Source organism: Eubacterium sp. AF15-50 (genome assembly GCF_934835595.1).
Classification (GTDB): Bacteria; Bacillota; Clostridia; order Lachnospirales; family Lachnospiraceae; genus Eubacterium_G; species Eubacterium_G segne.
Genome location: NZ_CAKVZL010000065.1, coordinates 1 through 12,746, shown reverse-complemented (window position 1 = coordinate 12,746; position 12,746 = coordinate 1). Strand labels below are relative to the sequence as shown.

The 12,746-nt window shown below is 35.8% G+C and carries 13 protein-coding genes and 1 riboswitch; all 13 genes read right to left on the bottom strand.

The window, feature by feature from the left end:
• Positions 1-425 (bottom strand): MBL fold metallo-hydrolase (locus tag Q5O73_RS07890; RefSeq protein WP_302669412.1); only part of this gene is annotated, 425 nt, incomplete at its 3' end.
• Between the two features lie 17 nt (positions 426-442).
• A complete protein-coding gene (locus Q5O73_RS07885) occupies positions 443-682 on the bottom strand; it encodes a hypothetical protein (RefSeq protein ID WP_021953633.1) in 240 nt (79 codons plus the stop codon).
• A gap of 79 nt (positions 683-761) precedes the next feature.
• Positions 762-1,199: a ribosomal protein S18-alanine N-acetyltransferase gene (rimI, locus tag Q5O73_RS07880; protein ID WP_021953632.1), complete on the bottom strand. Its 438-nt coding sequence runs from the start codon at positions 1,197-1,199 to the stop codon at positions 762-764.
• Positions 1,189-1,908 carry a tRNA (adenosine(37)-N6)-threonylcarbamoyltransferase complex dimerization subunit type 1 TsaB gene (tsaB, locus tag Q5O73_RS07875; protein WP_021953631.1) on the bottom strand — a complete coding sequence of 240 codons (720 nt, stop codon included), beginning with the start codon at positions 1,906-1,908 and terminating at the stop codon, positions 1,189-1,191. The genes rimI and tsaB overlap by 11 nt, the downstream gene beginning before the upstream one ends.
• Before the next feature lie 8 nt (positions 1,909-1,916).
• Positions 1,917-2,339, bottom strand: a complete 423-nt coding sequence (gene tsaE, locus Q5O73_RS07870) for a tRNA (adenosine(37)-N6)-threonylcarbamoyltransferase complex ATPase subunit type 1 TsaE (protein WP_302624270.1) — start codon at positions 2,337-2,339, stop codon at positions 1,917-1,919.
• 97 nt (positions 2,340-2,436) lie between these two features.
• Positions 2,437-3,045 carry an ECF transporter S component gene (locus Q5O73_RS07865; protein WP_118589529.1) on the bottom strand — a complete coding sequence of 203 codons (609 nt, stop codon included), beginning with the start codon at positions 3,043-3,045 and terminating at the stop codon, positions 2,437-2,439.
• 162 nt (positions 3,046-3,207) lie between these two features.
• A riboswitch (FMN riboswitch) is annotated at positions 3,208-3,346 on the bottom strand.
• A gap of 54 nt (positions 3,347-3,400) precedes the next feature.
• Entirely contained in the window at positions 3,401-4,729 is a 1,329-nt protein-coding gene (locus Q5O73_RS07860) for an aspartate kinase (RefSeq protein WP_118589530.1), read from the bottom strand.
• 49 nt (positions 4,730-4,778) lie between these two features.
• Positions 4,779-5,981, bottom strand: coding sequence for a cofactor-independent phosphoglycerate mutase (locus Q5O73_RS07855; RefSeq protein WP_186840736.1), 1,203 nt, complete (start codon positions 5,979-5,981; stop codon positions 4,779-4,781).
• Positions 5,982-6,032: 51 nt separating this feature from the next.
• Positions 6,033-7,232, bottom strand: coding sequence for a homoserine dehydrogenase (locus Q5O73_RS07850; RefSeq protein ID WP_021953626.1), 1,200 nt, complete (start codon positions 7,230-7,232; stop codon positions 6,033-6,035).
• 139 nt (positions 7,233-7,371) lie between these two features.
• Positions 7,372-8,490 carry a peptide chain release factor 2 gene (gene prfB, locus Q5O73_RS07845; RefSeq protein WP_021953625.1) on the bottom strand — a complete coding sequence of 373 codons (1,119 nt, stop codon included), beginning with the start codon at positions 8,488-8,490 and terminating at the stop codon, positions 7,372-7,374.
• Positions 8,491-8,597: 107 nt separating this feature from the next.
• Positions 8,598-11,171 (bottom strand): preprotein translocase subunit SecA, encoded by a 2,574-nt coding sequence (gene secA / locus Q5O73_RS07840; RefSeq protein ID WP_021953624.1) that lies wholly within the window; start codon positions 11,169-11,171, stop codon positions 8,598-8,600.
• 284 nt (positions 11,172-11,455) lie between these two features.
• Complete coding sequence (gene raiA / locus Q5O73_RS07835; protein ID WP_021951770.1) at positions 11,456-11,995, bottom strand: ribosome-associated translation inhibitor RaiA; 540 nt, start codon at positions 11,993-11,995, stop codon at positions 11,456-11,458.
• A 514-nt stretch (positions 11,996-12,509) separates the two neighbouring features.
• Positions 12,510-12,746: C40 family peptidase (locus Q5O73_RS07830; RefSeq protein ID WP_302669410.1), on the bottom strand; the 237-nt coding region annotated here is incomplete at its 5' end.

Here is a 12,746-nt window from a genome sequence, read left to right as displayed (position 1 = left end):
CATGTGACCTTATGATTAACTTTAAACGCTTTTATCCTGTATTCTTCCATTTGTATTGTCTGAAGGTTTTCCGTTAATTCTATAAATTCAATATCAAAAGGAAGTTCCGGTGCTATTATTCTAAGAGAATTAACCACCTTTTCCAACCCTTTTGGCCCAATCATAAGAAGAGGTTCTGTTCGTTCTGCATTGCCCATAGTAAGTAAAAGTCCCGGTAGCCCGCTTATGTGATCTGCATGGTAATGAGTTATGCATAAAACATCTATAGGCTTAAAACTCCAGCCTTTCTGTTTTATGGCAACCTGGGTTCCCTCTCCGCAATCTATTAAAATATTACTTCCGTTGTAGCGGCACATAAGCGAAGTAAGATAACGCCTTGGTAATGGCATCATCCCTCCGGTACCTAACAAACATACATCTAACATTATTTCACCTTTACCTTTTATACCAGTTCAGTATACCCCTCTTCTTCAACAGGATATGTGAACTCTTCTGTAATTTCGTCATAGCATTTTTCACACAAATCAAAGGAATGTTTTTTTCCGTCTTTATCAGAAAAATATCCCCACTTATACTCTAATTCAAAGGCACCTTCCACAATAACGTGATTTTGAACCTTAATTTTCTTTCCACATTTATTGCAAAACACTGATTCTAACTGATTTTGTTTGTACACTCTCATATTCTTTTCTCCTATGATTTAAAATTCATAATTATTTTATTATTTTGTGTATAAAAATCATAGTGGAAAGTTATTCCGTTTATAGATTATGTTTCCACATTATAAGTGCGTTTTCCCTAGGTTTATCGTAAAAGTTTTTTCTTATTCCTTCTTCCTTAAAACCAATCTTTTCATATAATGCAATGGCAACACTGTTAGTCTCCCTTACTTCCAGAAAAACATCCCTGACACCTTTTTCATATGCCCTATTTAAGATATCTCTTACAATCTTCTCTCCAATTCCCTTTCGCCTGCTTAATGGATTTACTGCAACATTGGTTATATTGCCTTCTTCAAAGGATAAGTACATGCCTGCGTACCCTGCCACATTGTCATTTTCCTTTGCCACAATATAAATGGTATTGTCACTCTCCATAGAATCCCTAAATGCCTTTTCTGACCAGGGAATAGAAAAAATCTGCCTTTCTATTTCTGCCACCTGAGCAATGTCATCTACAGTCATTGATTCAATTGTCACTTTTTGCCTCTTTCATTTTTGCCTTTAATTCTCTTTCTGCCTGGGATAGACGGAGATATTCAGGCTTATGCTCCTTAGCTGTTTCTGTTTTTCCATTTTTGTAATATATTTCTGCAATAGTGCCTAACGTTGAGGCTTTATGTCTGTTCATGGAAGCCGGAGCGTAATAGTGTTTAGTATCCATTATGTCATCTATAAGTTGCTTATGAACATCTACTCCGTCCCCTAAAAACATAACCGATTCTTTTATTGTATCCAGTTCTTTTATCAACTCATCTATCATCATAATGCACTGAGGTTTAATGGTTTTCATTTCTGTTTCCTCAAACTTATATATTCCTGTGTATACCTGACCCCTTCTTGCATCCATTATAGGACATATTACATACTGGGATGAATATAAATTATATGCCAGTGCATCCATGGTTGGCACATTTATAATCGGCTTATTAAGAGCAAGCCCTATGCCTTTTGCAGTGGCACTGCCTATCCTTAAGCCTGTATATGAACCCGGACCACCTGTAATTGCTACTGCATCTATACTATCCATATCTATTTCTATCATTTTCACTATTTCCGCAATCATTGGTAACAGTGTCTGGGAATGAGTTTTCTTATGATTAATGGTATATTCTGCGTTTAAAATTCCATCTGTTGTTATGGCTACGGTAGCCACCATGGATGAACTGTCTATTGCTAAAATCCTCATTTTTTCTCCTAATCACTTACAGTTATTTTTCTATAATCAAGACCATTTTCAAGGTTTTTTTCAATCAAAACAATTTTTGCTTCATCAGGTATTAATTCCTCTATTAATTTTGCCCATTCTATAAGGCATACTCCCTGACCATAAAAATAGTCTTCATAACCTATTTCATACATTTCTTCAGGATCACCAATTCTATATACGTCAAAATGATATAATGGCAGACGCCCCTCATCATATTCCTGGATAATGGTAAATGTGGGACTGTTTACAGCCTCGTCAATTCCAAGTCCCTTGGCAAATCCCTGGGTAAACACCGTCTTTCCTACACCTAAGTCTCCGTCAAGACAGATTATCTCCCCAGCTTTTGCTTCGAGTCCTATTTTTTTACCTAATTCAAAAGTCTCCTTTGGAGACATTGTCTCATAAATCATATTTGCTCCTAAAAAAATATTGTTTACAATCATAAGGCTATATTATAAACCCAAATATGATTATAAACAATATTCTTATTATTTTCAAATTATATATTTATTTGTGTCCAATGCTTTTAATAAAAGTGCTTATGCGTTTATACAGCAAAAATGTAATTATACTGTCAATTACACCTTTTATAATATTAAATGGTGCCACACACACAATTGTAAATGAAAGCTTGCTTCCTACTAAAGGGTTAATGCTTTTTCCTGCGGCAAGTATTCCATCAAGAGGTGTTCCAAAGGCTTTTACATAAAATGGTATCATAATGAAGTAGTTAAGCACTACGCCGGCTACTGCCATAAATACGGTTCCTGCACATACGCCTATCAATGCGCCCTTCTTTGTTTTGATTTTCTTATAAATAATACTTGCAGGTACTATGAAACAGCATCCTATACAGAAATTTGCGAAATCACCAACATATGCCGTAGATGTGCCTTTAATCATTATCTTAATGATAATTTTGACCGCTTCCATTATAACTCCTGCCACAGGGCCGGCAATAAAGGAGCCTATAAGTACAGGCACTTCGCTTAAGTCCATTTCATAAAATCCCGGTGCTATAAATGGTATTGGAAATTCCCATAACATAAGAACTCCTCCTAATGCTGCAAACACCGCCATTAATACAAGATTTTTTGTGTTGAATAATTCTTTCATAAATATAATCTCCTTTCTTTTTCTCAGGAAATTCTTCTTTTTAATTCTGCATTAGTTAATTATTTCTACTAATATCAGAAAAGCCCTGAGTATAACTCAGGGCTTAAAAATTTCATAACACAATAACATTTAGTACAAAATTGCGTACTAAAAATCATATTACTAAATCTTCTACCATCCAGACTATACTGTCGGTTATGGATTTTCACCATATCCTGACTTGAACCAAATCAAGTCCTGCGTAAAACGCTCGCGGACTGTAACCGCCGATCGGGAATTGCACCCTGCCCCGAAGAATTTTCTGTATTAAATTATTCAATAGTTATGATAATACTATGTTATTTTTTTGTCAATGTTATTTTTTTACTTTAATAAATGCGTTATAAATTGCACGCATTGCAACCTCAAAATCCTGATCATCAACACCGATTATTATATTAAGTTCCGATGAACCCTGATCAATCATTTTGATATTTACACGTGCTTCAGCTAATGCTGTAAATAATATTGCTGCTGTTCCCCTGGCACTCTTCATTCCACGACCTACAACTGCAATAAGAGCCAGATCATTTTCTATAAACAACTGATCCGGATGAACTCTTGAACGGATTTCATCTAAAATAGTTGTCTCTTTTCCTGTTAGGGCATCTGTCTGAATAACCACACTCATGGTATCTACACCTGATGGCATATGTTCAAAGCTTACATTGCTCTTTTCAAGGGCACGAAGTACGTTTCTTCCAAATCCCACTTCGCTATTCATCTTATCCTTTTCAATATTGATTACGGACATTCCCTTCTTTCCTGCAATACCTGTAATAATATGCTCACAAGGCTCTGCCGTTTCAGATACAATCATTGTTCCCTTATCCTGTGGGCAGTTAGTGTTCTTAATATTTACAGGTATGCCTGCTGCACGTACAGGGAAAATTGCATCTTCATGTAATACAGTAGCACCCATGTATGCCAATTCTCTAAGTTCAGCATAGGTTATTGTGTTAATAGGTTCCGGATTATTAATGATTCTAGGATCACAAATAAGGAATCCACTAACATCTGTCCAGTTTTCATATATCTTAGCAGAAGCTGCTCTTGCAACAATTGAACCTGTTACATCTGAGCCACCTCTTGAAAATGTCTTTATGGTACCATTAGGCATTGAGCCATAAAATCCCGGTATAACTGCATATTCTGTTGAAGCAAGCTTTGGCACAAGCTTTTCAGCTGTTTTTTCCCAGTCAAAACTTCCTGATTCATCAAAGAACACATATTTTGCAGCATCTATGAAATCAAAATCAAGATATTTTGCCAAAACCATGCTGTTTAAATATTCTCCACGGCTTGCAGCGTAATCCCTACCTGCCATATGAGAAAAAGCACCTTTAATTGCCTCGAATTCTTTCTCTAAGGAGAAATCTTCTATACCTAACTCACTTATAATTCCGTTAAATCTGTCTTTTATTGCCTGAAATTCTTCATCAAAGTTTTCACCTTCTGATGCCAACTCATAGCATTTATACAACATATCTGTTACTTTTATATCTTCAACAAAACGTTTTCCTGGTGCAGATGCTACAACAAAGCGTCTGGTAGGGTCTGCAAGAATGATATCTGCTACCTTCTTAAACTGCTTTGCATCAGCTAATGAGCTTCCACCAAATTTAACAACTTTTGTTTCTTTCATGATTTTTGTTTCCCTTCGCTTATATATTTTAGTATATGAATTTTTATTATTATTTTGACAAAAGATAATCCATCATTTCATAACCATTTGCCATAAAAAGTCCGCTTTCTTTTCCACACTTTTCATTGTAGTCATGCTTTTCATCCTTTAAATCCGTGCTATCATAAAGCATATATGGAACCGGATCACTTGTATGGGTTCTAACGCAAATAGGTGTAGGATGATCAGGCATAACTAACAATCTGTAATCCTCTCCTGACTTATCCATAGCTTCAGTTATAACCTTAATCACCCTTTTATCAAGATTTTCAATAGCCTTTACTTTTCTTTCAACGCTACCCTGATGTCCCATTTCATCCGGTGCTTCTACGTGAACATATGCCAAATCATAGCCTTCATTTAAAAGTACATCTACTGCTGCTGAAGCCTTTCCCTCATAGTTAGTTTCAAGTCCTCCTGTGGCACCTTCAACTTCTATAACTTTCATGCCTGCACCAACAGCAATTCCCTTTAACAAATCCACTGCTGATATCATAGCTCCTTTTTTATTGTTCTTTTCTTCAAAAGAAGTTACACAAGGTCTTGTTCCTGCTCCCCAAAACCATAATGAGTTAGCAGGGTTAAGTCCTTTCTTCATTCTATCAATATTTATTGGATGATTAGCTAAAATATCATAGCTCTTCTTCTGCATTTCCCTTAAAACTTCGTCTTTTGGTAAATACTGACCAATTTTTTGTCCTAAAACATCATGAGGTGGTGTTAAGTCAACTACCTCTCCATTATCCCATATTGTGAGATGTCTGTAACTTGTTCCTACATAAAATTTATAAGTATCCGTTTCAAGTTCTTTTCTAACAGCCTCTAACAAAATAGCTGCATCTTCTGTGCTTATTTCACTGGCACTGTGATCTATTATAGTCTTTTCTTCGTATGGCAGGTCGTCTGTGGAAACTGTAACAATATTGCATCTTAAAGCAACATCCGTAGTTTTCATATCAACACCTATACTTAATGCTTCAAGAGGTGAACGCCCTGTGTAATACTTTTTAGGGTCATATCCTAATACTGAAAGGTTCGCGGTATCACTCCCCGGTTTCATCCCCTTAGGTATGGTATGTACCAATCCCACCTCTGATACCTTTGACAATCTGTCCATGGTAGGTGTGTCAGCATACTCTAATGGTGTTTTGTTTCCCAACTCTTCAATAGGCTTGTCAGCCATCCCATCTCCTAATACAACTATATACTTCATCGCTTCTCCTCACATATAGAATAAGTCTATTATATTTATGATTTATAGGTCTTATCCCTCAATTCTTATTCTTGAGATAATGCCTAATTTATCTGCCTTTTCACTAAACTTTTCTTCGCTTATTTTCTCCGTAATAAAGCCTGTTTCTCCTGATATTCCCGCATCAACGTACTCTACATTTCCAAATATGCTTTCAATATCCTTTTTATCTGCCTTTGTTCTTACAAAGAAATGTTTCTTTGATTTAGAAAAATCTTCTAATTCCAATTTTTCCTCATCCCACATAACTGTTGTTGACACATTTAAGTGTCTTACAGCGTCTACCACATCAGATACAACTGCGCTGGCTGTAGGGAGTTTTCCTGCTCCGCTTCCAATAAACACTAAATCTCCAACCATGTTTCCACGTACCAATATACCATTTACAACACCATTAACATTGTAAAGAGGATGCTCCTGGGATAATAACCTAGGTGCCACTGAAGCTACGACACCATCATCTTCATTCTTGCATTTTCCAAGAAGCTTTATTGATTTGTTCATTGTTTTTGCATATTTAAAGTCTATATCTGTTATATTTGAAATTCCCTCTGTGTAAATTTCTTCAAAATCAACAGTCTTACCTTTAGCTAATGATGCTAAAATAGCAATTTTTCTTACAGCATCAAAACCTTCTATATCTGCCTCAGGATTTCTTTCAGCATATCCTAAATCCTGTGCCTGTTTAAGTGTACTTGCAAAATCTGCTCCTTCTTTATCCATCTTTGTAAGGATATAGTTAGTTGTTCCATTTAATATTCCTGTTATTTCGCAGATTTTGTCAGCTGTAATGTGCATGTTAATCGGTCTGATAATAGGGATTCCGCCACCTACAGATGCCTCAAAAAGGAAATTTCTGTTATGGCTCTTTGCAATTCTTATTAATTCAGCTCCATGCTTTGCCACCAGTTCCTTATTTGATGTACATACACTCTTTCCTGCGTCAAGGGCTGCCTTTACAAAATCATATGCCGGCTTTAATCCACCCATTACTTCGATTACGATTTCAACCTCAGGGTCTTCTAAAATAATATTATAATCATGAACTAAAACATTTTCACAAGGGTCTCCCGGAAAATCTCTTAAGTCTAATACATATTTTACTTCAATTTCTTCACCTGCATTTGCAGCAATTAAATCTTTATTTTCTCTAATAATTTCAAAAACTCCGGAACCTACTGTTCCATATCCTAAGATTGCAACTTTAATCATATTTACTCCTCGCTTGTCATTATAATTTTGGATGTTTGCAACTGCAGATGTTGCCACGTGCCATAACTACAGGATTCTAAAGAAACTTTAGTAATCACACACTCGTAGATTTTAGCACGGATATAAACAATTATCAATATTATTGTTTATCTTTGTCTATATTAAGCCATTTTAAATAAGAATTTATGAATGGATCAATGTATCCGTCCATTACCTTACCTACATCTGTAACTTCTTCGCCGGTTCTATGATCTTTTACCATAGTATAAGGTTGCATTACATAGGAGCGGATTTGATTTCCCCATCCTATTTCTTTAACTTCGCCTCTTATGCCTGAGCGCTTTTCCTCTTCTTCCTGCTTTTTAAGTATATATAGTTTTGCCTTTAACATTTTCATTGCCTTGTCTTTATTTTGAAGCTGGGAACGTTCATTCTGACACTGTACAACTATTCCTGTTGGAAGGTGGGTTATTCTTATTGCCGATGATGTTTTATTAATATGCTGTCCTCCTGCTCCGCTTGAACGATATGTATCAATTCTTATATCGTCATCATTTATTTCCACATCCAGATCTTCTTCAATATCAGGCATTACATCACAGGAAGCAAAAGATGTCTGTCTTTTTCCTGCTGCATTAAAAGGCGAAATCCTAACCAGTCTGTGTACTCCTTTTTCTGATTTTAAATAACCAAAAGCATTTTCACCTTTTACCTGAAAGGTTATTGATTTTATGCCGGCTTCATCTCCATCTAAATAATCAATAACTTCTGTCTCAAAGCCCTTGCTCTCCGCCCATCTGGTGTACATTCTATAAAGCATTCCTGCCCAGTCGCAGGATTCCGTGCCACCTGCACCTGCGTTAATTTTTAATATTGCATCGTATTTGTCATACTCTCCTGAAAGCAGGGTCTGAATCTTCACTTTTTCAAAATTTTCAATAAAATCTTTTAATTCATTTTCAACTTCATCTACTATACTTAAATCTTCCTCTTCTTCCCCCATTTCAATTAAAACTCCTATTTCGTTATACTGCTCCACAAGACCATTAATTGTATCAAGGCTGTTTTTTAACTGCTTCATTTCTTTTGTAAGTTTTTGGGATTTTTCCACATCCTCCCAAAAATCCTGTTCCTCCATTGAAGCCTCTATTTCTTCTAACCGTTCTTTTTTTACCTCAATGTTAAAGGATGCCTCTAATTCCTTAACACTGTCTTTATACTGGTTCCACTGATATTTATACTGATCTAATTCAACCACGAAAACTCCTTAACTTCACCGCCCATATTTAAGGCTGATTAATTACATTGATATAATATTGCAAAAGACGGGCATTGCCCGTCTCTTTTACAATAAATCATAGATTTCTATGCTTTTCTTCCGCAACAGTTCTTATATTTCTTTCCACTTCCACAAGGGCAAGGATCATTAGGATATATCTTTGCTTCTGCTCTCTGCTTTGGTTTCTTAACGCCTCCGTTGTCATCCTTGTTAGTTCCTGTAACTTCAGCAACCTCTTCACGTTCAACTTTCTGTTCAACCTGAATATGATATAAGGTTTTAACAGTATCTATCTTGATATTGTCAATCATTATATTAAACATTTCAAAGCCCTGTATCTTGTACTCTACAGCCGGATCTCTCTGTCCGTATGCCATAAGACCGATACCTTGTTTTAACTGTTCTAAGTCATCTAAGTGATCCATCCACTTTCTGTCAATAACCTTAAGAAGAACAATTCTTTCTAATTCTCTGATATGCTCAGGTTCAGGGAACTCAGCTTCCTTCATTTCATATAATTTAACGGCTTCTTCCTTTAACATCTGCTTAAATTCTGATTTTGATAACTTTTCAATATCTGCTTCAGTAAGGTTAAGCTTAAACGGAATGATTTCCAGCATTGACTGTGAAAGTCCTGCCATGTCCCAATCCTTTGGTGCCTGATCATCTCTAATAAACATATCAACCTGAGATTCAATAATATCATAAATCATCTTTATGATGGCATCTCTCATGTTTTCACCATTTAACACTCTTGCTCTTTCTGCGTAAATGATTTCTCTCTGATCGTTATTAACCTTATCGTATTCCATAAGATTCTTTCTAATACCAAAGTTGTTTCCTTCAATCTTCTTCTGTGCTTTTTCAATTGTCTTCGTAAGAGCCTTGTGATGTAACTCTTCATCTTCAGGAACTCCCAATGCATTAAACACTGACATAAGTTTCTCAGATGCAAACAATCTCATAATATCATCTTCAAGAGAAATGAAGAATTTAGACTCACCTACATCTCCCTGACGACCGGAACGTCCACGTAACTGATTATCGATACGACGTGATTCATGTCTTTCTGTTCCTACTATCTTAAGTCCACCGGCAGCTCTTGCATCATCATCAAGTTTAATATCGGTACCACGACCTGCCATGTTAGTGGCAATAGTTACAGCTCCATGCTGTCCTGCCTGAGCAACAATTTCAGCCTCTAACTCATGATATTTAGCATTCAATACTTTATGAGGTATTCCTCTTTTCTTAAGTAATGAACTGATTTCTTCTGATGAATCAATATTAATGGTACCAACCAAAACAGGCTGTCCCTTCTTATATGATTCCTCTATTTCATTTATAACTGCATGTAATTTCCCACGTTTTGTTTTAAATACAGCATCTTCATGGTCAATTCTTGCAATCGGCCTGTTAGTTGGAATTTCAACTACGTCCATGCTGTAAATATCTCTAAATTCCTTTTCTTCAGTAAGGGCAGTACCTGTCATACCTGCCTTCTTTTCATACTTGTTAAAGAAGTTCTGGAAGGTGATAGTTGCAAGAGTCTTGCTTTCTCTGTTTACCTTTACATGTTCCTTTGCTTCAATTGCCTGATGAAGTCCGTCGGAATATCTTCTACCCGGCATAATACGTCCTGTAAATTCATCAACGATTAAAACTTCGTCATCCTTTACTACATAATCCTGATCTCTATGCATAAGATTATGAGCTCTAAGGGCAAGTATTACGTTATGCTGAAGTTCAAGGTTTTCAGCATCTGCATAGTTGTCAATATGGAAGAACTTTTCAACCTTTGCAATACCGTCTGCAGTAAGGGTAACTATCTTGTCCTTCTCATTTACGAGGAAATCACCATCTTCTTCAATATCAACTCCCATAATGGCATCCATCTTGCTAAGTTCAGGATTAGCTGTTCCTCTTTCCATCTGTCTTGCAAGAATATCACACATTTCATATAACTTAGTTGATTTGCCACTTTGTCCTGAAATAATAAGAGGTGTTCTTGCCTCATCAATAAGAACAGAGTCAACCTCATCGATAATACAGTATGAAAGACCACGCTGTACCAACTGTTCCTTATATACAACCATGTTATCTCTAAGATAATCAAAGCCTAATTCATTGTTAGTAATATATGTTATATCGCACTCATATGCCGCCTTCTTAGCATCATGATCCATATCTGCTAATACGCAACCTACCGTAAGTCCTAAAAATCTGTGAACCTGACCCATCCATTCAGCATCTCGGGTTGCCAGATATTCGTTTACTGTAACAATATGAACGCCTTTTCCTGTAAGTGCATTAAGGTATGCCGGAAGTAAGCAGGTCTGTGTTTTTCCTTCACCTGTCTTCATTTCAGCAATACGTCCTTCATGGAGAATAATACCGCCTAAAATCTGGCAAGGATAATGTTCTGTTCCAAGAGTTCTTTTAGTTGCTTCACGAACTAATGCATATGCCTCCGGAAGTATGTCATCTAAAGTTTCTCCTGCACTAAGTCTTTCCTTAAATTCAGAAGTCTTTGCTCTCATTTCCTCATCGCTTAACTTCTGCATCTCCGGTCTCAATTCCAATATTTTATTTAATGTTGGCTTATGTCTTTTTAATTCACGCTCGCTATACGTTCCTATTATTTTGCTAAGTACGCCCATAATAATCTCCTCTACTTTTTTACCGATATATTCGGCACACTAGTGAATATATTACCATTTTAATATGTTTAATTCAATATGTCATATTTTATTTTATTGTAAACATTGTAAAATATCTGTTAAATTTCCATCTCACGGACAGTTTTAATCAATAATTTTTCCAGCAGATTTTATGGGCAAATATGCCCTATCAATAAGGTATTGTGGCAATTTGTCATTACGTTTTCGTTTATCTCGCACAAAAAAGCAGTGGCAAAACCTGCCACTGCTTTTTTAGTCATTTCTTAGTCAAACATCGGTTCAATAAGACCGTATGTATTTCCTTTTCTCTTGTAAACAACGTTTACTTCATCAGTATCTGCATTAAGGAATACAAAGAAATTATGTCCTAACAGTTCCATCTGAACGCAAGCTTCTTCCGGATCCATAGGTTTAATTCCAAAGCTCTTTGTTCTGACAATCTTTACAGCATCCTCTTCGTCATCATCGTAGTCTGCTTCCAAATAAGCAGCTGAAAAATCCTCCCTAAATGCTTTTTTCTTATCAACAAGTTTATTTTTATACTTTACAAGCTGACGCTCTATAGTTTCTTCAACCATATCTATAGATGCGTACATATCCTCGCTGACTTCTTCCGCTCTGATAATGTTTCCTTTTACAGGAATTGTTACCTCCACTTTCTGATCGTTTCGATTAACACTAAGGGTAACATCTGCTCTAGTCTCCTCTGCAAAGTACTTGTCTAACTTTCCGAGCTTCTCCTGGACTGCACTTTTGATGCCATCTGTTACCTCAATATTCTTTCCGAAAATATTAATTTTCATGGTACCACTTCCTTTCATTAACTAGTAATTAAATTATACCATAATATGCCGATATTTCAAAAGGATTTTTATTGTTTTTTGCTATTTTTTCCCGGTATTTTTTTTCTAAAGACCATTTTGTATATTTTGCACAATAAAACCATCATTTTGGTACTTTCGACCTTTTTTGACCTGAAAGTTATTAACATTAGTTATTAACATATTTTTTGCCATCTTTTTATCGACAAAATAGGTTATCAACCGAGTTATTAACATTATTAACCTTTTTTGTAGTCTTTTTATGTAAATCTTTGTCGAATTATAAAAGAACGAACGTTTTGTTAACATGTAATAAACTTGTGCATTTTCCACATAACCTCTTGACTTTTCAAAGATTTTCATTGCACAATCATTTATCCTTGTTTTTTCATGAGATTTGGTGCCATACATCATTTAAAAATACAACACAAAATTAATTTCAGGCAAAAAAAATAACCATGCGGACAACAATCTGTCTGCATGGTTATTTTTAATATTAATTAATAATTCTCCTTGCTGCACAAGGTGAACCCATTCCGCTAATTATAATACCTGTGCTTTCTGTTGATGCATGGATAATCTGTCCACCACCTATGTAGATAGCCACATGGCTAATAGTTGAGCCGCCGTACTTATAGAATAATAAATCTCCCGGCTGTAATGCTCCTAATGAAACTGCTGTTCCGTTGTATACCTGAGTATATGATGAACGGTTAAGTGAATAACCAAAGTG